Annotated in this window: 22 protein-coding genes; 14 read left to right on the top strand and 8 right to left on the bottom strand. The window is 44.2% G+C overall.

What is annotated here, in order from left to right; translation table 11 throughout:
- Positions 1-14 precede the first annotated feature (14 nt).
- Genes MJ612_RS11095 through MJ612_RS11085 form a run of 3 tightly spaced genes read left to right on the top strand, consistent with a single transcriptional unit; the run spans position 15 to position 2,350 of the window.
- Complete coding sequence (locus tag MJ612_RS11095) at positions 15-509, top strand: ATP-dependent zinc protease family protein (protein ID WP_187033597.1); 495 nt, start codon at positions 15-17, stop codon at positions 507-509.
- Entirely contained in the window at positions 506-1,408 is a 903-nt protein-coding gene (rimK, locus tag MJ612_RS11090) for a 30S ribosomal protein S6--L-glutamate ligase (protein WP_187033596.1), read from the top strand. Before MJ612_RS11095 ends, rimK begins: the two co-directional genes overlap by 4 nt.
- Positions 1,409-2,350: a succinylglutamate desuccinylase/aspartoacylase family protein gene (locus MJ612_RS11085; RefSeq protein ID WP_187033595.1), complete on the top strand. Its 942-nt coding sequence runs from the start codon at positions 1,409-1,411 to the stop codon at positions 2,348-2,350.
- Positions 2,351-2,679: 329 nt separating this feature from the next.
- On the opposite strand, the gene MJ612_RS11080 is transcribed toward MJ612_RS11085, so the two are convergent.
- The 8 genes from MJ612_RS11080 to MJ612_RS11045 all read right to left on the bottom strand — a co-directional run bounded on the left by MJ612_RS11080 (position 2,680) and on the right by MJ612_RS11045 (position 12,102).
- On the bottom strand, positions 2,680-2,916 hold the full coding sequence (locus tag MJ612_RS11080; protein ID WP_187033594.1) for a hypothetical protein: 237 nt from the start codon (positions 2,914-2,916) through the stop codon (positions 2,680-2,682).
- Between the two features lie 193 nt (positions 2,917-3,109).
- Positions 3,110-3,604, bottom strand: coding sequence for a hypothetical protein (locus tag MJ612_RS11075; RefSeq protein ID WP_187033593.1), 495 nt, complete (start codon positions 3,602-3,604; stop codon positions 3,110-3,112).
- Between the two features lie 96 nt (positions 3,605-3,700).
- The gene (locus tag MJ612_RS11070) at positions 3,701-4,489 is read right to left on the bottom strand and encodes an SAM-dependent methyltransferase (protein WP_187033592.1); all 789 of its coding nucleotides are present in this window, start codon (positions 4,487-4,489) and stop codon (positions 3,701-3,703) included.
- 45 nt (positions 4,490-4,534) lie between these two features.
- The gene (locus MJ612_RS11065; RefSeq protein WP_187033591.1) at positions 4,535-5,206 is read right to left on the bottom strand and encodes an oxidoreductase; all 672 of its coding nucleotides are present in this window, start codon (positions 5,204-5,206) and stop codon (positions 4,535-4,537) included.
- A gap of 15 nt (positions 5,207-5,221) precedes the next feature.
- The gene (locus MJ612_RS11060) at positions 5,222-7,750 is read right to left on the bottom strand and encodes a DUF5916 domain-containing protein (protein ID WP_187033590.1); all 2,529 of its coding nucleotides are present in this window, start codon (positions 7,748-7,750) and stop codon (positions 5,222-5,224) included.
- A gap of 81 nt (positions 7,751-7,831) precedes the next feature.
- Positions 7,832-8,671: a CvfB family protein gene (locus MJ612_RS11055; RefSeq protein WP_187033589.1), complete on the bottom strand. Its 840-nt coding sequence runs from the start codon at positions 8,669-8,671 to the stop codon at positions 7,832-7,834.
- Positions 8,672-9,507: 836 nt separating this feature from the next.
- Positions 9,508-10,137: a Dps family protein gene (locus tag MJ612_RS11050; RefSeq protein ID WP_187033588.1), complete on the bottom strand. Its 630-nt coding sequence runs from the start codon at positions 10,135-10,137 to the stop codon at positions 9,508-9,510.
- Positions 10,138-10,200: 63 nt separating this feature from the next.
- Positions 10,201-12,102: a BamA/TamA family outer membrane protein gene (locus tag MJ612_RS11045; RefSeq protein WP_250419126.1), complete on the bottom strand. Its 1,902-nt coding sequence runs from the start codon at positions 12,100-12,102 to the stop codon at positions 10,201-10,203.
- Positions 12,103-12,344: 242 nt separating this feature from the next.
- On the opposite strand from MJ612_RS11045, the gene MJ612_RS11040 reads away from it, so the two are divergent.
- From MJ612_RS11040 to sigZ, 11 genes are all read left to right on the top strand, one after another.
- Entirely contained in the window at positions 12,345-13,610 is a 1,266-nt protein-coding gene (locus MJ612_RS11040) for a putative DNA modification/repair radical SAM protein (RefSeq protein WP_187033587.1), read from the top strand.
- 16 nt (positions 13,611-13,626) lie between these two features.
- The gene (locus MJ612_RS11035) at positions 13,627-13,827 is read left to right on the top strand and encodes a hypothetical protein (protein WP_187033586.1); all 201 of its coding nucleotides are present in this window, start codon (positions 13,627-13,629) and stop codon (positions 13,825-13,827) included.
- Between the two features lie 8 nt (positions 13,828-13,835).
- Complete coding sequence (locus MJ612_RS11030; RefSeq protein ID WP_187033585.1) at positions 13,836-14,615, top strand: TIGR03915 family putative DNA repair protein; 780 nt, start codon at positions 13,836-13,838, stop codon at positions 14,613-14,615.
- Positions 14,616-14,798: 183 nt separating this feature from the next.
- Positions 14,799-15,167 (top strand): hypothetical protein, encoded by a 369-nt coding sequence (locus tag MJ612_RS11025; protein WP_250419125.1) that lies wholly within the window; start codon positions 14,799-14,801, stop codon positions 15,165-15,167.
- Between the two features lie 424 nt (positions 15,168-15,591).
- A complete protein-coding gene (locus MJ612_RS11020; protein WP_187033584.1) occupies positions 15,592-17,556 on the top strand; it encodes a DUF3857 domain-containing protein in 1,965 nt (654 codons plus the stop codon).
- Between the two features lie 94 nt (positions 17,557-17,650).
- Positions 17,651-19,552: a DUF3857 domain-containing protein gene (locus MJ612_RS11015; RefSeq protein ID WP_187033583.1), complete on the top strand. Its 1,902-nt coding sequence runs from the start codon at positions 17,651-17,653 to the stop codon at positions 19,550-19,552.
- 123 nt (positions 19,553-19,675) lie between these two features.
- Positions 19,676-20,134, top strand: coding sequence for a hypothetical protein (locus tag MJ612_RS11010; RefSeq protein WP_187033582.1), 459 nt, complete (start codon positions 19,676-19,678; stop codon positions 20,132-20,134).
- Between the two features lie 258 nt (positions 20,135-20,392).
- A complete protein-coding gene (locus tag MJ612_RS11005; RefSeq protein ID WP_187033581.1) occupies positions 20,393-20,803 on the top strand; it encodes an ArsI/CadI family heavy metal resistance metalloenzyme in 411 nt (136 codons plus the stop codon).
- Between the two features lie 83 nt (positions 20,804-20,886).
- On the top strand, positions 20,887-21,399 hold the full coding sequence (locus tag MJ612_RS11000) for a GNAT family N-acetyltransferase (protein ID WP_187033580.1): 513 nt from the start codon (positions 20,887-20,889) through the stop codon (positions 21,397-21,399).
- Positions 21,396-21,617 (top strand): hypothetical protein, encoded by a 222-nt coding sequence (locus tag MJ612_RS10995; protein WP_187033579.1) that lies wholly within the window; start codon positions 21,396-21,398, stop codon positions 21,615-21,617. The genes MJ612_RS11000 and MJ612_RS10995 overlap by 4 nt, the downstream gene beginning before the upstream one ends.
- A gap of 11 nt (positions 21,618-21,628) precedes the next feature.
- On the top strand, positions 21,629-22,231 hold the full coding sequence (sigZ, locus tag MJ612_RS10990) for an RNA polymerase sigma factor SigZ (RefSeq protein ID WP_187033578.1): 603 nt from the start codon (positions 21,629-21,631) through the stop codon (positions 22,229-22,231).
- The last annotated feature ends 4 nt before the right edge of the window (positions 22,232-22,235 follow it).

The raw sequence follows: 22,235 nt of genomic DNA, 5'->3' as shown, positions 1-22,235 counted from the left end.
CTATCTTCGCTTTGATGAAAGAGGAAAAGAAACTTGCTCCCAAGCCAGAGAAAAAGGTGATTGGCCGCCGAGAAATGGTAGCTTTGCCTGAACTGGACATAGCGGAGATCGAAGCCAAGATAGATACAGGTGCGTTTACATCGGCCATTCATTGCTCTGATATACATGAAGAAACCTCACCAAACGGGAAAAAAATTATTTGTGTAGAGCTGCTTGATCCATCGCATCCGCAATACAACCATAAAAAGCTACGCTTTGCTGAGTACGACCTGCGCGAAATAAAAAGTTCTTTTGGCGAGGTGCAGCAACGTTATGTTATCCGTACAACTATCGAGCTTTTCGGTGAAGTAATGGAGGCAGAGTTCTCTCTTTCAGACCGCAGCGATATGAAGTACCCGGTACTCATTGGGCGCACGCTTTTAAAAGGCAGGTTTATAGTAGATGTTTCCCGCAAAAATGTCTCTCAGAAGTATAAGATCAAACAAAAGCAGAAACACACCAACTTATGAAGATAGCCATTCTCTCCCGCAACCCTAAGTTGTACTCTACCCGCCGGTTGGTGGAGGCCATCGAGCAGCGGGGGCACCAGGCCATTGTACTCGACCACCTGCGTTGCGACCTTATTATAGAGCAGGGCGACCCGCACATCCTTTACAAAGGCGAACGCCTGACAGATATTGATGCTGTTATTCCGCGGATTGGTGCTTCTGTTACCTTTTACGGTACAGCCGTGGTACGCCAGTTCGAGATGATGAAAGTAAAAAGTGCCGTGGATTCTCAGGCAATAGTTCGCTCCAGAGATAAGCTGCGCTCATTACAGATACTTTCCCGCGCCGGACTTGGTATGCCTAAAACGGCTTTTACCAACTACTCCAAAGAAACATCGGAGTTGGTAAAAGAAGTAGGAGGCGCGCCGCTGGTAATTAAGTTGCTGGAGGGTACCCAAGGTCTGGGAGTTGTATTAGCCGAGACCAAAAAAGCATCAGAGTCTGTGATTGAAGCATTTCATAACCTGAAAGCGCGCGTTATAGTGCAGGAATTTATTTCGGAAGCAGGTGGCGCCGATATCAGGGCATTTATTGTGAATGGCGAAGTAGTAGGAGCCATGAAGCGCCAGGGCAAGGAAGGCGAGTTCCGCTCTAACCTGCACCGCGGTGGCAAAGCAACACTTATTAAACTTACCCGCCAGGAGAAAGCTGCTGCCCTGCTGGCTGCCAAATCATTGGGGTTAGGTATAGCTGGTGTGGATATGCTGCAGTCAAAACGTGGGCCACTGATACTCGAAGTAAATTCATCGCCGGGTCTGGAAGGTATAGAAAAAGCTACGCAGAAAGACATAGCCGGAAAAATAATAGAGTATGTAGAAAGTCTGATCCAGACAAAGCCAAAGAAGAGGATAAAAGAGTAAATGCCTGAAACTATAGTTATCAACGGTAGAAGTATAGACCGTGGTGAAAAAGTACTTACTAAGTTAGTAATCAGTAAACTGCCTAGCGGCACTGTAATAGAAATTCCCGTTTACGTTTTCCGGTCGGTGCACGATGGGCCGGTGGTATTACTGATGGCGGGTATGCATGGCGACGAAGTGAATGGCACTGAGATCATCAGGCGTATGCTTTCCAAAAAAATGCTGTACCCCCTGAAAGGTACCATAATTGCTGTGCCTGTTCTCAATATTTATGGTTTCCTGAACTTTTCGAGAGATGTGCCCGATGGCAAAGATGTGAATCGTAGTTTCCCGGGTAACCGCGAAGGATCGTTAGCCAGCCGCGTAGCCTACCGCTTTATGAAGGAAGTGCTGCCGTACGTAGATTACGGCCTTGATTTCCATACAGGTGGGTCCAGTCGGGCCAATTACCCCCAGATACGTTGTGTGCTCGGCGATCATATAAACGAAGAGTTAGCTAAAGCCTTTGCAGCGCCATTTATACTTAACGCGCCATACCGCCAGGGCTCGCTGCGTAAAGAAGCTGGTAAACTTGGCAAATCTATACTTGTATATGAGACCGGCGAGAGCCTGCGCTTTGATGAGAAAGGTATAAAATTAGGTATGGAGGGTACCTGCCGCGTGCTGCACCACCTGGGCATGACTGCTAACTGCACCGAAGTAACGGAACCAACGGTAGTATGCATGAAAGATATCTGGCTGCGTGCTAAAAATGCCGGACTGTGGCGCACGCTTATACAGCCGGGCGACCATGTTAAAAAAGGACAGAACATAGGAAGTATAACCGACCCTTATGGCGAGATGGAAGTACGCATGAATGCACCGGCTACTGGTTATGTGGTAGGTTTAAATAACATGCCTGTAGTAAATCAGGGGGATGCCTTGCTGCATATTGCGTTTTAGGGAGTTATGAGCAAAGAATTAATTTATGGTTTAATTGCACTCGTTTTGTCTTATTTATTTTTTCGATCTTATAAGAAATGGAGAAGAATATTAAGTGAGAAAACAGGATATGATAAAATAGTTGATGCTGGGGACTTAAACTCGTTTATCAAATATTGGGGAGTTATACTTATGCTTTTTATATTTTCACTGATACTTATTTTTAAAGCTGTATTTGATTAAAGAGATAAATTTTTTTCGATAAAAGGTGTAAGTTAGTTTTAGAGCTAATAAACAAAGGCCCGGCTACAACTATAGCCGGGCCTTTGTTTTTATATATACTTCTAGATTTATACCCAACGCTTGCGCTCGCTAAAGTGGTTGCAGCCAAACTCAGCGCCTGTTATCATCTCAAAGCGCTTTGGTTTAAGATCTGCCGATGCTTCGTGTACAAGTGGCAATACATAAGATGGCTCCATAGCGTGCTGGCCGGTAAGTTCATCACAAACACCAAACTGGTTAGTTTGCATCTGCATTTTGTTTGGGTCCTGCTCCCAGTGGGTGCAGTGATTGCATGTTGCTTCCATAGTATGTTGGTTTTAGTTAAACTCAGATTTATACTTTGATTATACTTAACTGATACCCGTGTTGTTTGCAGTTACCGCAAATTTAGAATCAGACTAAACAAGCTGCATAATAATACTTTTATCAAAGCATGTAAATAAAAAAGGTCCTGCTTATGTGTAGCAGGACCTTTTTAAATCAGTTCTTTATCAGCAATTAAAATACGTAGCGCACGTGCAGGGCTGAATCCCAGTAACCACCACCGCTTGGAATGTTGATGTATGGCTTGATATCGGCACCAATGGTAAATGGTATATCACGAATATAATATTCCAAACCAAGCACGCCATCTATACCTAATGCCACTACCCGGTCGTCGTGGTAATGCTCATGATTTTTGTGATAATAATAATGACCTTCGTGGAAGCCAACGTGGCCACCTAAACCATAGTACCACTGCAGGCCACGAGCGTTAAAGGCCTGTGCATGTTTCTCATAAAGCACTGTAATAACCATACCACGGTGTCTGAAGTTAGTGCTCAGGATACCTTCAATGGCGGCATCGCTCTTAATAAAATGTTTTACAGTAAGACCAGATGCAATACCACCTCTAAAGCCTATACCTGTTTTGTAGCCACTCTGGGCATTTGCACTAAATGCTGCTGACAAAATCAGGGCAAGTGCAAAAGAAATTCGAATAAACGTTTTCATGAAAAGGTTAAAAGTTAAAAGTGCAACTGGTAATTGCTTTACCAGATTGCGTAAAATTAAAACAACTAACGCAGAGTTGAACAATTATTGTACGCCTTACTTATTTTTTGGTGCAATTTTATAGCTCTGTAAGTAGGCCGTTCTGCGGGTTCTGCGGCCAATTAGCTTAAAAAAAGTGATAAAATGCTGATCATCAAGCTTAAGAGCCTTGGCAAAAGCATCCGGTTTTTTTTCTTTCTCAAAATCTTTGATGTAATGCTCTCTTACTACCTCAGCTTCGGAAAGTTCTTCGGCAGCTTCAATTTGTACTAAACCGGTTTTCTCCCATAGCTTGCGCCACCAGTTTACACTATGTATAAAGTACCAGTAATTCTGATAATCCCGCTTCAAAAATTTGGGTACCTGCTTCAGCGACTCAATCTCTTTTGTGAAGCAAACATCCACAATGGCAATATAGCCATCGGGTTTTACGAACCGGGCAATGTAGGGCAGGTACTTTTCATCTGTGCCAAAATAAGTATAAGAATCTACTACAATTACGGCATCAAAATACTCTTCGGCAAAGGGCAGCGAGCGGGCATCGGCTTCAATAGGTATAACTTTGTCTTCGCAGCCTTCTTCCAGTATGCGCTCATAGTTATCGCTTGCCGAGATGGCTTCATCTACAGCCCAGACTGTAACCCCAAATTCTTTAGCCAGAAAGATAGAACTGATTGCTTTGCCGCACCCCAGGTCGAGCACACGCATGCCTGGCTTCAGGTGCAGCGATTTGGTAAGGCTTTCGAGGTTAAAGAGTACGTTCTCGCCCATCGAGTGCATGCGCACCCACTCCGGGTCGTATTGGGTGGCTTTTGGGAAAACGTGCCGTAAGTGGCGATGCTGCATAAAGTATAGCTGTTATAAATGCTAAGGCTTTACGCAGGTAATAAGCTATAGTTTGGCAGCCATCTCAGCTAATTCATCTGATGGATAGATATGGATACCGGATGCCTGTTGAGAGGCGGCATATAACATGGCTTTGGCTACATCTTCTCCCAGTATTGGCTTATACTTGCGTAGCGGGCCAAACATCAATCCGCTCAGCGGCCGCATTATTTTAGAAGCCAGTTCCTCGCCGCTGCGGTGCTCTTCGCGCTCGCCCAACAGCAACGACGGCCTGAAAATATGTACTGCCCTGAAGTTTTGTTGCTGCACATCACGTTCCATCTCGCCTTTTACTTTGTTATAAAAGATCAGGGAATCGGCATTAGCCCCCATAGCTGAAACCACCAGAAACTGTGCAGCATTTCGGGCAGCCGTAACTCTGGCGAGCTCCGCCACATAGGTATGGTCTACTTTATAGAAGTTCTCTTTAGACCCGGCCTTTTTTATAGTGGTGCCCAGGCAACAATATACGTCGTCAGCGGCAAGTTCTGCGCTATACTTTTTCAGGTTATTAAAATCAATTACCTTTTGGTCTAGCTTGGGGTGTATAAGTGGCAGCTCGCGTCGACCAACAGATATAACCTGGCTATACCTTTCGCTTGCCAGAAGCAGGCGCAGGCAATGGCCACCTACCAGACCGCTGGCACCAGCAATTAACGCATTTCGGGTTTTGTGCATAAGGCAAATTACGGCTTATGCTGAGAGTACGTTTTTAATAGCTATATAGTCGATGTAGTATAATAATTTAACCGAGAAATTATTGTTCTGCGGAGACTGCAGTGTTTTAGAAACATTCTCGATATACTTGTTCTGGATTTCTTTACGCTGATCCTTTATCTCGTTTTTCCAAACCACCATCAGCTCGCTGCCTGGTGCAAAACGCCAGCTATATACTAAATCAACGTTAAATACATTGTAGTTTATGTTGTTGAAACGGCCGTTAAGGTTTCCGTTGCGCTCAGCAGTAGGTGACTGTAAAAATCCTGTCTCAGTTAGCTCATAAAGATCCAGGATAGCAGCACTAGACCAGTAATGACGCATGTTTAAGGTGATACCGGCTTTTTCGTTAAAAATATAAGCCCCCGACAGGGTGGAAGTAAACGTTTTGATCGTACGGTCTGCAAAAATTATATGGCTGTTTTCGTCTTTGCCCGCGTACCCGATGTTGCGTTTCTCCTGGCGATAGTTGTTGCTCTGTACCAGCGAGAATTTATCGTTGACCCGGAAACGTGGGCTCAGGTTACCCCACCAGCTGAACTGGTCGTAGCGATTAGATCTCCAGAAACCTGTTGATGCATCAAAGGCCAGGCGCTTACGATAATCAGAGCTGATACCGATGTTGGTGTCAAAAGCAGGTGGCTTTATAAATACTCTCAGAATCTCTCGTGATCGTGCCTCATAATAGTCGTAGGCATTACCCGGACGCATGCCAAAACTCCAGTATGAGCTCATAAAGTTACGGAAGCGCACATTGGTGCTCACGCCCATACTTGTACTTACAAACTCGCGCGGGGCATACTGCATGCTTTGACTCACACTCATGCTGCTTCCCCAGCTCAGGAACTTCCAGATAGGCTGAAAAAAGTTATAGCTGATGCTGGCACTGTTGCTGATCTCGTTGTTGTTGCTCAGGTAGCCAAGGTCGTTTATCTCATAAGTATCAGACTCTACGTGGTGGTTAATGCCATAGCGCAGGTTGCCACTTATCTTGCTCAGGTTTACATTATACTGGTGTCCTAAATGCAGCTTATCAGGTAGTGTATCGCCACGAAGTATAATATTGCTGCCGTATAGTTGGCTCAGGTTGCCACCGGCGCGTATGGCAAAATTGTTCGTTTTATCGGCAAAACGCAGCTGTAAACCCGATACGTTGGCATCGTAAACCCCTTTGGTACGGCTAACATTGGTGTTAGTAAAAGTAACGAATGAGTTGCGTGGCAAAGTTTGGTCAAGTACAAATACACTATAGTTGGTAAACGGGTCGGTTAATATTTCGCGGGTTTCACCGGTTTCAGTATTTTGTACAGTCGCGTACATGTTGCGCGTAAACGCATTAAACAAACCTATACCCAATCCTTTTATAGTTCTGCCAGATACTTTTGCTGCATTCAGCAGTCCGCTTATACCTGGATTTTCAAGTATAACCTCGTTCTCCTGCAGCGAGTCGCCTACACTGCCGCGAAACATAGGTGTGCCTCCAATGCGGCGCGAGTAAAATAAACCTGCTTTATTAAATAGCTCCGTGCCTTCGGTAAAGAACTGGCGGTTCTCCCCGAACTTCACCTCAAACGGGCTTAAGTTCAGTACCTGGTTATCTGACTGTGCCTGCCCAAAATCCGGTACCAGGGTTACATCCAGTGTAAAGGCATCGTTTATACCATATTTCACATCCATGCCTCCGTTCAACGAGCGGCTATAGTTGCTTTTACCTTTGGTGTCACCCGAATAGTGGTTTAAGTAACCCGATACATAAGGTGTAAACTGCAGACGTACCGGAGATTTTATACCTTCTATTCCTATGGCGCGACCTTCCTGGCTCACAAAACCTTCTACCAAATTGTTTACGTGGTTCCAGTATGATTTCTCACGGGTTCTTCGGATAACACGCATAAAGTTTACGCCCCAGGTCTGCACCTCAGTTTCCGGAAAGCGGATAGCGCCATAAGGAATCTTCATCTCTACTACCCAGCCTTCGTCAGTCAGTTTGGTGCTGCTGGCCCACACGGCATCCCAGTTCCAGTCTTCACGACCCTGAGAGAATTTAATATCCGTTTGAACACCTGCCGCCGAAACCATAAACGAGAATGCATTCTGCTTGTCGTTGTAAGTATCTAAATACACGGCAAACATATCAGCGTTATTCTCGCCGGAGTCGCGGCCACCAAGTTGGGTAAGTATAGAATCAGGTGCAGTGTCGTGCAATTTTGCCCCGATGTAAACAGCTTCATTATCGTAGAGCAGGTATACTTCCGTTTCCTGCGACGACGGCTTGCCGTTGAGCGGGTCGTAGCGTACAAAGTTGGTGGCAGGGCGAACTTGCTGCCATACTTCGGGTTCTAAATAACCATCCAACACAGGCGCTTGTGTAGCGCGCATGGCCATTGTGGTTTTCATTTTAAGGTCGGCAGCTTCGGGCTCTTTATTTTTGTCAGTGTTAGTGGCTGAAGCTGTGCCTGTAAGTAAGGTAAAAGTTATGGCAAGGGTGAGGTACTTGTATAGCATGTTTTAACTGCGCCTGACGGGAGCGCGGCAATAAAAGGTTGTTGGTCTGTTAAAGAGTAGTGTTTCGAAAGTATGGCCTGCCTAACGCCTGAGTTTAATGTAATCGTCGAATAGCTGGATTTTGCCTTCTTTATATAGGCTACCGATGGCACGTTTGAACATCTTCTTGCTCACACCAACTATAGTGTAGATGTCTTCCGGGTCGCTTTTATCAGACAGGTTCAGGGTGCCGCCTTGCTCCTCCAGTAGTTGCATTACTCTGGCTGCGGTCTCATCCATCTCACTAAAAGTATCTGCATCCGGTTTGCGCAACGTCACATCTACTTTATCATCCGGGCGGATGGTTTTAATATAGCCAGGTACTTTGTCACCTATTTCCAGGTCTTTAAAAACTTCGTTGCGGTAGAGCAGGCCTTTATACTCGTTGTTGATGATGACGTTGTAACCAAGGTCGGTATAATCTGCAATCAATAAATTAACCTGTTCGCCTTCTTTAAGTTGGGATATATCGGTGTTGAGGAATTTGTTTATTTTGGATGTACCTACAATGCGGTCTGATGCATCATCTAGATAGATGTACACGCAGTACCTGCGGCCGGGTACCATTTTATCTTTCTGGTTATTGAGCGGCACCAGCAGGTCTTTCTCCAGTCCCCAGTCCATGAACGCACCGAAGCCAGATGTGTCTTTGCACAGCAGCCCGGCAAACTCGCCTACCGTTGCATAAGGTTTAAGATTAGTGGCAATTACGCGGTCTTCAGAGTCGCGGTACACAAACACACGCACAAAGTCGCCTACTTTAGCGCCTTCAGGTATATACTTTCTTGGTAGCAAAATATCACCGTCTTCAGAAGTAAGGTAAACTCCAAAGTCTACTTCACGGGCTATTTCCAGCTCGTTATAATTGCCTAAATCTACCATGTTAGTTGTTGTTTATGTTGTAAAGTGCCGTTCTACAAATCTAACAAAAAGCAGGTGGCTTTAAAAGTTGTAACACAGTTAAATAGCAAATGGCTATATATTTCTCCTAAAGTCTAATAAGTAGTGAGTTAAGTATAAAGAAGAGGTGATGAATCTTCTTCTTTTATTTATTTGTCCTCCCAAGCGCAGTCGAGGGATCTTATATGTCCTTTAGTTGATGCTGCTTGCAACCTGTACCAAGCCTTTTCTTCCATAATAACTACCAATCCTGGGAGCTCTACCTGCCTACAGTTATCATAGCTTACTTTGGTGCGCTCACGGCCGCGGGGCCTCGTCTTCGGGCATCGCGCTGCTGATTTGAAGCTACCCTCGTTACCTCGTGTTGGCTGCGCCACCGCAACAAATCAAAGGCGCTCAACCCAAAGACTGAAAACACTTCGATAGCTTACTTTATAGTATAATGGAGAAGCATATGCGTTTAGCTTTTTCGTGGTTATAGTTCCTTAGAGACAGGTCGCGACCTGTCTGCTCGGGGACTGTAACTATAAAACTATACTTCTAACTATAGCAGTAGCAGAAGTGTCCCCTTGAGGGGACTATAGGGGTGTTTAAACAGAAACTATAAAACTATAACATCTACTATAACTGTAGCAGAAAAGCTCCCCGCCTTAGACAAGGAGGGGTTAGGGGTGGTTGAATCTCCTGAAACTATAAAACTACAAGATCCAAATGGCCACAGAAGCTTTATAAGTTGTGAGGCAAGGAATTCAGTAAAATATAATTCAAATAAAAAGGCAGCCCGGTTACGAGCTGCCTTTCTAATTTATACTTTATACTTACTTCGTTTTTGCTTTTGCAGGCTTCTTGGCTGTTGTTCTTAAGCCAGCTTTGCTGCTGCGGCTTTTCTTATCGTCTTCTTCCATAATGTCTTCCGGGCGGGCGATCAAGCCAATAGATAAACCGTCCTCGCCTAAGAAGTGCTCAATATGATGACAGCGGTCTTCTGTTTTGATTAGGATGCCTTCCAGCAGGGCTTTAGTGGCGAAGTCTTCGTGTTGCATGGCCAGTTTTATAGTTTTGCGCAGCTCTATAGCTATCGTTTTCTCATCGTCCATATCCTTTGCCAGCATTTCTCTTATCCGGTAAACACCTTCTTCTTCGTGCTCGATGTACGATAGCTCCAGTTGCTTTTTAGGGTGACAGGTTGGGCAGTAACCCATCACCGTCAGGCGCTCGGCAATGGCATCGTACTGCTCGTGCAGTTGGGTATAATGATCTTCGAAGAACAGGTGCAGGTCGCGGAACTGAGGCCCTTCTACCATCCAGTGGTGTTTGTGGTACTGGTTAAAAAGGGTAATAAAAGATGATAAATGGCGGTCTAGTTCAGCAGCCATTACTTTTGCGGTATTATCTGATAACCCGACCGGGTTTCCTTCATATTCTGATTTCTCTCTTAGCTTTTCCATAGATATAGTTTGTAATTCAACAGCTATACTTACCGTGAAATCACTAAAAAGGATATACAGACATTACCTGAACTCCGCTACACCGGGACGCGAGAAACGAAAATCGGTGAATTCGTAATAAGGTCGGGATGATTCGTAAACTTTAAAACGGCTGATGTCTTCGTTGCCAGGTGTTCGTGGATAGTAGCTAAACAGGATCTGTAGCGTACTAAAGGACAGGTATTCGTTATGGAATCGGAAGCCAATGCCATAGCCGGTATAAGGCTTGTTTTTAAAAGGGCTTGTTTTATTGCCAGCCGAAAGCCAGGCCACGTCTGCAATAGCTACCGTTGCCAGCTTAAAGCCTAAAAAGGAGAAAGGGGTGTAAATATTAGCTTCGTAATTAAGTGTTACACGTTTGCTCCCGCGCAGCAGTGCCGAGTTAAAGCCACGTAGTCCCTCGTTGTTGTTTATGGTTAGAAGCTCTTCGGGGTTGCGGTTAAGGCCAAAAGTTGTACGACCCTGAATGTAGTGGCGCAGTTTCCAGTTGCCGCTTTCGTATAGTCTGGTAAAGTATAACGACTGCACCTGCAATGTACCCTGCTGCCAGCTATCATCGTCAATAAAAGAACCAAAAGATGCACTACCAAACAGGTAGCCAGCGTTTTGCCTGTACCTGGCAAAAGAGAAGGAAGCCCCCAGGTAGCGGCGGTTAGTTATAGCGCCATCTTCAAACCCGGCCGTAACTGAAACTATACTTCCGGCCGGAATATCTTCAGTTCGTCCAAAGCCAAATAAGTAACGGTCTTTGTAATATTTACGCACGCTAATACCAATACTGCCTAGGTATAATTGGTTGCTCTGGAAGTTCTCGGTGGGTATAGTTTTATAGTTTGTGTCGATCACTCTTACTCCTACTATCAGGGGGGTACGGGGTTCGTATCCCAGGTTATAAGACTTAAAGTGAAAGGCACGGCCAAACCAGGCATCGCGGCGGGTGTAACCCAGGTTGCCAAATACAGGAATGGTGTCGGAACTGGTGGGTGGTAACAAAATGCGTTCTTCTACTTCACTTATACCTACGGCACCGGCATAGCGGGTATTGGTAGCATAAAAATCGCGGTGCAGAAAGGCGCTCTTTTCCTTGTAATAGTTCTGGTTAATGTAAGCAACGTCGGCTGTAATATAGGACCTGCCAATGTTCTCTATACTATAACGGCCTGCAAACTCCCACGGACGCGGAGCATTCTGGTTAAAGCGATAGGTTACTTCAGGCTGGTGGCCTAGACCTAAAAAATTGAGTTCACGAACTGTTATCCTTCCAGCCCCGGACGATGGTGAAAAAGAACCCGATCCGCCTAAACTGAATACGTCTTTGGTAATAACCACTACATCCAGGCTATCGTCGGTGGTAGTGCGTTCATCAACCAGTATGCGGGCATCCAGTATAAAATCTGTCTGGCGAAGCAAACGTTCTGATTCTACCAGCGCCAGCGGCTCAAGGGGTTCATTCTTTTTAAACAGCAACTTGTTTCTGATCAGGCCACGCTTTGTTTTTGCATGAAAGAGATTGCCGGTTCTCTCAAGCCAGGTTCCGGGCATGCTGGTAGTATCATGTATAGAATAACCAATGGCATCTAAAGCCACAATCTGTATGTTGCGTACTACCTTGTAATTATGCCGCTCATATTCCCGCTCTATAAGTTCGGCATCTAGGTTAAGTGGATCGTCTTCTTCAGGGTTAAAATCCACGATAGATTTCAGCAGCCTGCCCATCATTGTATTTTGTTCCGAAAGCTCACGCAGGTTCTTCATCACGCGATCTTCAAAGCGGCGGGTAGTGTCTGTAGCTATAGTTGTATCGGGAGGGGTAATGGGTTTGGTTACCGGCTTTTTTTGTGCGGTTGCAGTCAAAGCGCAAAGTAGCAGCAGGCCCAGCAGAAGCGGACGCAGCGGCAAACTAAGGTGCATTGAAAGGTAACACATAATATATTCTGGTAGCGACAGGAGCAAGTATAGGCTTTTAAAGATAACGCTTTTTAAGAGCAGAATACTTACGAAGCAATGTTAAAATTGATATCAGAAGAAGTGGCAAAGATTTATATGCTAATTAAATTAGTAAATGGTTAGGTGTTGATAAGCCTGTTTATAAGTTTTTGCTAAAATAGTTAGGTGTATTGCTAATGATGTGTTACCTTTAAAGCACAAAACCAGGCAAGTATAACTAAATGGATAGCAGGATAACTGAGAAACTAAAGATATTAGCAGATGCTGCCAAGTATGATGTTTCGTGCTCATCCAGTGGTGGCAAACGCAAAAATGAGAACAAAGGCTTAGGTAACGCTGAAGGTATGGGCATTTGCCACAGCTATACTGAAGATGGCCGTTGTGTGTCGTTGCTTAAGATACTGCTTACAAACCACTGCATTTTTGACTGTGCCTACTGTGTTACCCGCAAGAGCAACGACATAAAACGTGCTGCCTTTACGGTACAGGAAGTGGTGGACCTGACTATAAATTTCTATCGCCGCAATTACATCGAGGGGTTGTTCCTGAGCTCGGGTATTTTCTCTAATGCAGATTATACCATGGAGCGCCTGGTGCGCATTGCTAAGAAGCTGCGTCAGGAAGAAAAGTTTAACGGGTACATACATCTTAAAACGATACCAGGCGCCAGCGAAGAGCTGATAAAAGAAGCCGGTTTATATGCCGATAGGTTAAGCGTTAATATTGAGTTACCATCTGAAAGCAGCCTGAAAAAACTGGCTCCGGAAAAGAACTATACTGACATCCTGTTGCCGATGGATAATATTAAGCAGCAGTTGATACAGACCAAAGAGGAACAAAAACTATTTAAATCTACACCTGCATTTGCACCAGCTGGTCAGAGTACACAGCTTATAGTTGGCGCATCCGCCGAAAACGACCAGCAGATACTGCAGCTATCGAGCCAGCTATACAAAGACTATAGTTTAAAGCGCGTGTATTATTCTGGCTACGTGCCGGTAAGTGCTGATAACCGCCTGCCAATTATTACGGAACCTCCAATTATCAGAGAAAACAGGATTTACCAGGCCGACTGGCTGATGCGCTTTTATGGCTTTGATGTGAAAGAGATACTCGATGACCAGAACCCGCACCTGGACCTGGACATTGACCCGAAGCTAAGCTGGGCACTGCGCAACCGCCATGTATTTCCTGTGGAACTGAACACGGCAGACTATGAAATGATATTAAGAGTACCCGGAATCGGTGTAAAGTCGGCGAAGAAGATCGTATCTGCGCGTAGGTTTGCTTCTTTAAATTTTGAGCATCTGCGGCAAATGGGAGTGGTGCTGAAGCGGGCAAAGTACTTTATCACCTGCAACCAAAAAAGCCTGCAACCATACGACTTCGACTCGCAGCGTATCCGGAATAAAATTTTGTTTGGAGATGGAGCCTTGCGCAGCCCGTTGCTAACCCAGCAGCTGGACCTGTTCAGGCAAGTGGGATAATAAAGCAAGTATAACTATGGCACAGAAGTATAAAAGCCCTGTTGCAACTTCAGAATCAGAAATAAAAAAGATAAAAACGATCAAAGTAAAAGTAATGAGAAAGAATAACAAAGTTGCCCGCGTATCCTGCTACTGCAAACTGAACATGCTGGTGCCGCACCTGCAAAGAATGCAGGCGGAAGGCAAGCAGGAGAAAGCCCGCAACAACAATCAGTAAAGTATAAAATGCACCTTTATACCTACGACGGCTCTTTTGAAGGACTGCTCACAGTGGTGTTTGAAGCCTATGAGCGAAAAGCCTGGCCTACTGCCATAGAACAGGAGCAGGTAGCGCAGCCAGCCATCTTCGGGGAAACTATAACTGTAGTAACCGATGACGAAAAAGCACAGCGGGTATGGAAGGGATTGCAAAAACGTTTATCTGTTACGGCGCAAAAAGAACTATACCATACGTACCTGTGGGAGCAACCCAATTTTGAGCTGGTTATATTTAACTATATAAAGCTCACTTTTGATACAGCAGAGAGTATAGAAGGCAACTATACCGCGCCTTGTGTGTTGCAGGTGCAGCAAGCAGCCAAACAGGTGCACCGCGAAAAGCACCGTATGGAAGCCTTTGTGCGCTTTCAGAAAACTAATGATGACCTTTACTACGCGCACATAGAGCCAGACTTTAACGTGCTGCCGCTCATTGTTACTCATTTTACTAAACGTTACGCTGACCAGCGCTGGGCAATTTACGACACCCGCCGCCGCTACGGAGCTTATTATGATCTGCAAACAACTGCTTTTATAACACTGGATACAGCAGCGCCCCGCAAAAGAATGGGAGTATTGCCTGAGTCAGCTATAACATCAGAGGAGCACAGCTATCAGCAACTATGGCAGGTATACTTTGATCATGTAAACATACCTGAGCGCAAGAATCCTAAGTTGCACCTTCGTCATATACCCAAACGATACTGGAAGTACCTCTCTGAAAAGCAACCCAGACTACAGGCATAAACTAACCTGCTAACATTATCTTATCTGTAACAACAGATAAAAAATTGCACCAGCCTGTAACATACCCCGTACGCTACTCGTAAGCATTACTATATATTTATTTTAAAACAAGCGGCAGAGGACCTGCTAATGCATAAAGTGGCTTTATCATGGCATGCGGCTTTAGCTATAGTTTTTGCACATATGAATACACGCGTACGTAAAAAACTTATTCAGGTGGCTCGCGGCAGAGCCAATCAAATGACCTTTCAGAACCTGATTTATGAAGCCGAACTGGGGCTGAATCTTGATAACACTTATGAAAAATCAAGATTAACGGAAGTTATAGATGAAATTTCAGAAGAGGAGCATTCAGAAGGAAGGCCTTTGCTGAGTGCTTTGGTTAGCACAAAAGGCATGAAAAACCAGGGCGATAACTTCTTCAGGCTTTGTGAGCGATTAGGTTATGGCAACTGGAGAGAGCTCAAAAAAGATTCTGAATTTTTAGAACAGCAACGCAAAGCATGCCGGGAGTTCTGGCTAAACACAGATAATTTTTCTACCTACCTATAGTACAACTACAGAGCTGCAGGCCCCAATCTCACCCTTGGCTGCCGCTCTGTTCTTTCCTTTTCCTTCAATCCCTCCTGATTACCTGCTACTGCCTGCCGTAAAGAGGCCTGTAATATTTCCTTTATGAAAGCATAAGGAATACTTTAGGCATACCCGCTTATAAACTCATTACAGTAGTTTTTCAAAAAATAACAATGGCTGTACACATTGCTTGTGCTTGACTTGATATAGGCTTTCTTAAATACAATTTCGATATTTATTATCTACTTTTAAGTAGAAAAATTTTAAGATTTTTAATAGGGTATAAGTATTTGATGTAAAAAATATAGTTTAATTTGTATATACAAATCTTAGTCTGCTATCGCGTGGTAGCTTTGGCAGGTCTATAGTTTAAGTAGCATATAAACTAATTTTTTTACAGCCTATGAGAGCAAATACATTTACCCTACCGATTTTACTAACCTTACTGCTTGCCTTTGTTGCTTCAGGTGCTAATGCACAGGCCGCCAAATATGGCAAAGTCGATCTTACTGAACTTAAGTTATCGAAGTTTGAGCAGGATACTTCCGCTGAAGCTGTAGTTCTATCAGACTATGGATACACTAAGTTCCTGTTCAATCACGAGATACAGGTTGTCACCTACCGCCATACCAGAATCAAAATACTGAAAAAGTCAGGGTATGACTGGGCAAATTTTGAAGTGCCATTTTATGTGAATGGCGGTAAGAAAGAGCGTGTAAGTAATATAAAAGGTATAACTTATACGCTTGAAAATGGTGAAGTAGTAAAGCACAAGTTCGATAACAAAGGTGTTTTCGAAGAGCAGCACAACGAAAACTGGTACTCTAAGAAGTTTACAATGCCTAATGTTAAAGTTGGCTCTGTAATCGATGTGGAATATTCTATTACTTCAGACTTTGTATACAACCTGCGCGAGTGGGAATTTCAGACAACTATACCTACCCTCTGGAGTGAGTACCGCGCTGAGATTCCGTCTTATTACGACTATAAGTTCCTGATGCAGGGGTATCATCCGCTTCACAATCGCAGTCAGAATAGTATAGCTACCGGCACACCTGATTTAGTGAATAATGCCTATGTGTGGACGATGAAAGATGTTCCTGCTCTGAAGGAAGAACGCTTTGTGACAACCATGAGAGATTATCAGTCTAAAATTGAGTTTGAATTGCAGCAGGTAAGATACCCGGGCGAAGCGGCACGGCAGATGACTGGTAACTGGGACGATGTAACCAGCGACCTGATGACTCACGAGCGTTTTGGTATGCAGCTTAACCGTAGTGGTTTCTTTAAAGAAGAGCTAGCTGCACTTGCAGCGCAAAACAAGACAGCAGAGCAACTGGCACTGGCAATTTATAATCATGTAAAGGGGAGGATGAAATGGAATGAAAAGAATACATACCTAACAACTTCTTCGACCCGCAAAGCATATGATGCCCGCACTGGTAACGTTGCTGATATTAACCTGATGCTGACAGCCATGCTGCAGGAGGCAGCCCTTGAGGCTACTCCGGTACTGGTTAGTACACGTGCCAATGGTCGTCCGCCCAAAGGATCACCGCTGGTAAACAAGTTTAACTATGTTGTGGCTCACGTTGTAATTGATGGTAAAGAGTATTTACTGGATGCTACAGACCCTCTACTATCATTTGGTATGCTGCCTGTAAGGGCACTGAACGGCGAAGGCTACCTGATCAAGAAAAAAGCGCACCGCTGGGTGGAGCTAAAGCCTACCATTTACTCACAGTTTATAACAACAGATGTAACGCTTAAAGAGAACGGTGATATGGCAGGTCAGGCTACTGAATCTGCTGGTGGTTACTATGCCCTTAGCCTGCGTAAAACACTGGCTGATGAAGGCGAGGAAAAGTTTGCAGAGAGGCTATCGCGTGAGGTAGGTAACTATAAATTAAGTAAGCCTGTGTTCGAGAACAGGGATAAGGTCGGAGAAGCTTTAAATATTAAGTATAGCATTACAGCTAACGGCAACGGGCAGTCAAATGAGGTTATTTACCTGAACCCGCTGATGGGCCATGGCGAGAAAGAAAATCCTTTCAAACTAAACGAGCGTCTTTACCCTGTAGACTTCGCATCTCCTCAGGATGAGACAATCATCACGAAGTATACTATACCGGCAGGTTATGTAATGGATGAGGCTCCTAAAAATGTATCTGTATCGCTTCCTGAAAATGGTGGTAAATTTATGTATATGGTACAACAGGATGGCAACACCATACAGGTGATGAGCAGGATCAATATCAACAAGTCTGTTTTCTTTGCCCAGGAATATCCTTACTTGAAAGAATTCTACAACCAGATCATTGCGAAGCACGCAGAGCAGATCGTGTTAAAGAAAAGCACTTCAAATTAATTAAAAGAGTACAACAGCAGGCAGGTAAAAAGATACACCAATTCATTTGGAATTCTTTTTACCTGTTTTTGCTCTTAGCAAGCACATTAAAGTAATGAGACAGAAACTAGCTTTCCTGATATTTTGGCTGGCCGCCATCCCTTTTGCAACTATAGCACAACAGCATACAATACCTGCAGCGCTTAATAAAGGTGCTAACGTAATTGTTAACTCAGAAGAAACTGTATTTACTGTTCATTCGCCGGGCAGTGCTACTGCATATTTCAAAACAAGTATAACTATACTTAACGAGAATGGCCTGCACCGTGCAAAGGTAACAGTGCCTTATGATAAGCTCTCTAAAGTAAACTATATTAAAGGCACATCTTTTGACCGTACCGGCAAGAAAATAAAGACGCTGAAGAACAGCGATATTCTGGATGTGAGTTCTTTTTCTGATATCTCTTTAGCGGAAGATAACCGGGTTAAGATTGCCAACCTGGAGCACACGGTATATCCTTTTACCGTGGAGTTTGAATACCAGACTACGTCATCAAATACAATGTTTTATCCTATGTGGGCCCCGCTCGATGAGGTAAGTATGGCGGTTGTAAAAGCTACTTTTACAGTAGTTATGCCAGCTGGTATGAAGCTGCGTTACAAGGAAGCAAACCTCCCGGAAAAGGGTACTACAAGAACCGAAGAAGGGAAGGAAATTTATACCTGGCAGCTGAGTAACCTGGCACCTTTTAAAACAGAACCTTATATGCCTTCGATGGCTGAGCTGGTGCCTGTAGTTCGTACTGCTCCTACCGATTTTGAAGTAGAAGGTTATGCCGGCAGCATGAACAACTGGCTGAACTATGGCCAGTGGATAAACAAGCTGAATGCCGGCCGTGATGTATTGCCGGAGGCAACCAAAGCCAAAATAACAGCCCTGGTAGCCGATGCCAAAACTCCGGAAGAAAAAATTAAACGTGTGTATGAGTATCTGCAGAATAACACCCGTTACATTTCTATACAATTAGGTATTGGTGGTTGGCAGCCTTTTGAAGCCAGCTTTGTAGACAGCAAAGGCTACGGCGACTGCAAAGCGCTTACAAACTATACCCAGGCTATGCTTAAAACAATAGGTATAGATTCTTACCATGCCCTGATCCGGGCAGGAGATAATGCACCAGCAATGATGTCTGAATTTCCGAGTAGCCAGTTTAACCACGTTATACTTTCTGTGCCACTAAAAGCAGACACTTTATGGTTAGAGTGTACCAGCCAGATCGAGTCAGCGGGGTACCTGGGTAGCTTTACGGGGAACAGAAAAGCATTACTTATAACCCCGGAAGGAGGGAAAGTTGTTAATACGCCAGTATATACAGCAGCTGATAATGCACAGCACAGGTCTGTGACAGTAAAGATTGATGAGAAAGGGAATGGTGTCGCTAACGTGATAACACGATATACCGGCCAGAATCATGAAGACCACCGAAGCCTCATGCTCACGGCATCGCCTGAAGACCAGCGCAAGTGGCTCTACAAAAACATTGATATCCCGGCATTTGAGGTAAATAAGTTCTCGTTTGACCTGAAAAAAGGCAGAAAGCCCGAAGTAACAGAGAAGTTGGAGCTAAGCCTGCGGCAGACAGCTACGTTGAGTGGCAAACGCATGTTCCTGACACCAAACCTGATGAATAAGTGGGACAGCACGCCAAATACTGTAGAGAACCGCAAATGGGATGTTGAGCGTACCTCAGCTTATACCAACACAGATACTATAACTTACGAAATGCCGGCAGGCTATACTTTGGAGTATAAACCTAACGACGCCAACTATAGCACAGAGTTTGGCTCCTTTAAAACAACCACTAAAGTTGATGGGCAAAAAGTGATGTATGTACGCACGCTGGAAATGAACAAAGGCCGCTACAAGCCTGAAGCTTATACTAAAATGCTGGAGTTTATGAACAACGTAGTAAAAGCCGATGGCCAGCAGCTGGTGTTTGTGAAGAACATACCATAAGCTAAGTTTCAACATTGCACCATATATAATGCAGATAAGCGTATGTTTTCGTTTATGCAGTAGTTATGCTTAAGCGTAAAAAATCAAAAGTTCACTTTTACCCAAACACTAAAGAATAAGGTGATGGATCTGAATGAAGCATTTGACGAAATTTATAACTATACTCATATGTGGAATTGGGGGCCTGATTGGGAAGTGCTTAGAAGAGTGTATTTAGCCTTTCCAAACTCTTATTCTGTATTGACACCTTTTGCATATTCTTATCTGGAAGAAATGATTAGATCGACAACAAGTGAATATGGTATAGATTTGTTCAATACAGATGGAACCCCTAAGAAATACCGAAAGGTTGGCATTAAATTGATTGATTTAGCAATCGCTGAAAATAAAGATAGAAAGCCTGAATTTGTGAAAATTTTACCTGAAATCAAGTCCTATTTCTCTCAATCTGGACCCACCGATATTGGAGATAATCGAAATAGCGTAGCTCATGGATATATGCATCCTAGATTTTGGGATCAGGAATCATTTGAGAAGTTAATTTTTGACATTGCAAGACTTTCAAAACATGCTGGATTCTAAATACTCAAATATTGTTTTACATTATAAAGCATTGTAAGATTTTGTAATAAACTAGCAAAGAAATAGAAACGCCTAAGCATAACAAGGTATAAAAGCCATTATTCGGCTACGCCTTTTTCGCCTTTTATACAAACCGTTACCTCTCTCCCTACAAAATAACCCGCAGCCCACAGAAAATTTTTTCTGTGGGCTGCGTCTTTTTAAGAGAGGCTCCGTCATCAGGGTGTAAATGAAACAGAACACCTAAATAGATAAGCCATGAAAAGATTTCACGTTAATGTAAGAGTAAAGAACCTGGAAGAATCAGTAGGTTTTTATACTGCCTTATTTGCCACTGAGCCAACCGTGCTGAAAGAAGATTATGCAAAATGGATGCTGGAAGACCCACGTATAAACTTTGCCATTTCGCTGCACCCTGAGAATGCAGGTATAGAGCATTTGGGTATACAGGCTGAGAGCGAAGAAGAACTGGCAGAAGTATACGGCAACCTGAAAAAGGCAAAAGGCGCCATCCGCGAAGAAGGAAAATGCACCTGCTGCTATGCCAAGTCAGAGAAGTCGTGGATAACAGACCCACAAGGCGTAGACTGGGAGGCTTTTTATACTTTCGGGGAGGCAACTGTTTATGGCGAAGGCGCCAACGCACGCAAATCTGAAGCAACCGTTTAATACAACTTAAAACTATAAATCAACAGCGACAGGTACATTTTATACTTGTCGCTGTTGCTGTTTTACTTTAAATTCATAGCACAATGGAAGCATCAACCTCAATTACAACTATAGTTACAGAACTGCTGGCAACCCATTACCCGGAGGTGAAAGAGATTTACGAATTAGGCATAGCTACCAACAACGCAACCCTGGAAACCAAAGCACCTGAATGGGAAGAGTGGGACGCTAAGTATATGAAAAGTTGCAGACTGGTGGCACTGCAGGACGGAAGAGTTACCGGCTGGGCTGCACTTACAGCTGTATCGGGTAGATGTGTGTATGCCGGCGTAGCAGAAGTAAGCGTATACATTCATCCGGAGTTTAAACGGCAGGGAATAGGCAGGCTTCTGCTTAACAGATTGGTGGCAGCATCGGAACAGGAAGGTATATGGACCCTACAGGCAGGTATCCTGAAGGAAAATGTTGCAAGTATAAAACTACACGAACAATGCGGCTTCAGGGTAATAGGTGTGCGTGAAAAGTTGGGACAATTACATGGGCAGTGGCGCGACATCTGCCTGATGGAAAGACGCAGTAAGGTTGTTGGCGTATGAGCCTCGACTTGAAGATCGCTTTTGCAATGTCTGAGTTAGGATTGGTTTACCTGTTGGCATTTTACGTTTACAGGTTTGCGACTGGTAAAGTGCACATCAGGGATGATAAAAAGCACCTGTACGAACTATGGGTAAGTAGAAATGGAAATTCCGTAAAAAGAGGTATAATTGTATTAACGGTACTCTTCAGTGCTGCCATACTTAGTCAACTACTTTAACTTGATTTCTGATGGATAACTGCTGCCATACACCTGAACCAAATAAGCTAACTGCAGATACCTGTTCGGCGGTAGCTCCTGTTTTCCTGGCTTACGAAGCGCAGCTAAAGGGCTTTGTACAGAAGCGCATCCTGGATAAAGACGAAGCTAACGACATATTACAGCAACTATACCTGAAAGTTTACAAGCACTGCGAACAGCTGCCCGAGGTTAAAAACATGAAAGCCTGGCTGTACCAGATCACCAGAAATGCTGTGTATGATTTTTTCAGGGAGAGCAGCCGCTACCAAACTATAACCGAACTTGAGTTAGAAGAGCTCCCGGATGATACCCGGCATGATGTAGAAGCCTTAGTTGAGCCGCTGATCAGTTTGTTGCCTGAAGAATACGCCGAAGCCCTGCGCCTGAGCGAACTGGAAGGCGTAAGCCAGAAAGAAATTGCGGAGCGGTTGGGTATATCTTACTCCGGTGCAAAATCAAGGGTGCAGCGTGGCCGCGAGAAACTAAAAGCTCTTTTTATGGAATGCTGCCATCTGGAATTCAGCCACGACGGAAGTATAGTTTCTGCAAGTATAAAAGACAGTTGTAAGCCGTTGCAGCAATATAAACCCTAAACTA

It is taken from the genome of Pontibacter deserti (genome assembly GCF_023630255.1).
GTDB lineage: Bacteria > Bacteroidota > Bacteroidia > Cytophagales > Hymenobacteraceae > Pontibacter > Pontibacter deserti.
The sequence above is the reverse complement of the archived record's forward strand: the minus strand, read 5'-3'. Positions and strand labels throughout refer to the sequence as shown.

What these genes read in the sequence shown, in the direction of transcription:
- MJ612_RS11095 (WP_187033597.1), top strand. Translation starts at nt 15, where the DNA reads ATGAAAGAGGAAAAGAAACTTGCTCCCAAGCCAGAGAAAAAGGTGATT.
- rimK (WP_187033596.1), top strand. Translation starts at nt 506, where the DNA reads ATGAAGATAGCCATTCTCTCCCGCAACCCTAAGTTGTACTCTACCCGC.
- MJ612_RS11085 (WP_187033595.1), top strand. Translation starts at nt 1,409, where the DNA reads ATGCCTGAAACTATAGTTATCAACGGTAGAAGTATAGACCGTGGTGAA.
- MJ612_RS11080 (WP_187033594.1), bottom strand. Translation starts at nt 2,916, where the DNA reads ATGGAAGCAACATGCAATCACTGCACCCACTGGGAGCAGGACCCAAAC.
- MJ612_RS11075 (WP_187033593.1), bottom strand. Translation starts at nt 3,604, where the DNA reads ATGAAAACGTTTATTCGAATTTCTTTTGCACTTGCCCTGATTTTGTCA.
- MJ612_RS11070 (WP_187033592.1), bottom strand. Translation starts at nt 4,489, where the DNA reads ATGCAGCATCGCCACTTACGGCACGTTTTCCCAAAAGCCACCCAATAC.
- MJ612_RS11065 (WP_187033591.1), bottom strand. Translation starts at nt 5,206, where the DNA reads ATGCACAAAACCCGAAATGCGTTAATTGCTGGTGCCAGCGGTCTGGTA.
- MJ612_RS11060 (WP_187033590.1), bottom strand. Translation starts at nt 7,750, where the DNA reads ATGCTATACAAGTACCTCACCCTTGCCATAACTTTTACCTTACTTACA.
- MJ612_RS11055 (WP_187033589.1), bottom strand. Translation starts at nt 8,671, where the DNA reads ATGGTAGATTTAGGCAATTATAACGAGCTGGAAATAGCCCGTGAAGTA.
- MJ612_RS11050 (WP_187033588.1), bottom strand. Translation starts at nt 10,137, where the DNA reads ATGGAAAAGCTAAGAGAGAAATCAGAATATGAAGGAAACCCGGTCGGG.
- MJ612_RS11045 (WP_250419126.1), bottom strand. Translation starts at nt 12,102, where the DNA reads ATGTGTTACCTTTCAATGCACCTTAGTTTGCCGCTGCGTCCGCTTCTG.
- MJ612_RS11040 (WP_187033587.1), top strand. Translation starts at nt 12,345, where the DNA reads ATGGATAGCAGGATAACTGAGAAACTAAAGATATTAGCAGATGCTGCC.
- MJ612_RS11035 (WP_187033586.1), top strand. Translation starts at nt 13,627, where the DNA reads ATGGCACAGAAGTATAAAAGCCCTGTTGCAACTTCAGAATCAGAAATA.
- MJ612_RS11030 (WP_187033585.1), top strand. Translation starts at nt 13,836, where the DNA reads ATGCACCTTTATACCTACGACGGCTCTTTTGAAGGACTGCTCACAGTG.
- MJ612_RS11025 (WP_250419125.1), top strand. Translation starts at nt 14,799, where the DNA reads ATGAATACACGCGTACGTAAAAAACTTATTCAGGTGGCTCGCGGCAGA.
- MJ612_RS11020 (WP_187033584.1), top strand. Translation starts at nt 15,592, where the DNA reads ATGAGAGCAAATACATTTACCCTACCGATTTTACTAACCTTACTGCTT.
- MJ612_RS11015 (WP_187033583.1), top strand. Translation starts at nt 17,651, where the DNA reads ATGAGACAGAAACTAGCTTTCCTGATATTTTGGCTGGCCGCCATCCCT.
- MJ612_RS11010 (WP_187033582.1), top strand. Translation starts at nt 19,676, where the DNA reads ATGGATCTGAATGAAGCATTTGACGAAATTTATAACTATACTCATATG.
- MJ612_RS11005 (WP_187033581.1), top strand. Translation starts at nt 20,393, where the DNA reads ATGAAAAGATTTCACGTTAATGTAAGAGTAAAGAACCTGGAAGAATCA.
- MJ612_RS11000 (WP_187033580.1), top strand. Translation starts at nt 20,887, where the DNA reads ATGGAAGCATCAACCTCAATTACAACTATAGTTACAGAACTGCTGGCA.
- MJ612_RS10995 (WP_187033579.1), top strand. Translation starts at nt 21,396, where the DNA reads ATGAGCCTCGACTTGAAGATCGCTTTTGCAATGTCTGAGTTAGGATTG.
- sigZ (WP_187033578.1), top strand. Translation starts at nt 21,629, where the DNA reads ATGGATAACTGCTGCCATACACCTGAACCAAATAAGCTAACTGCAGAT.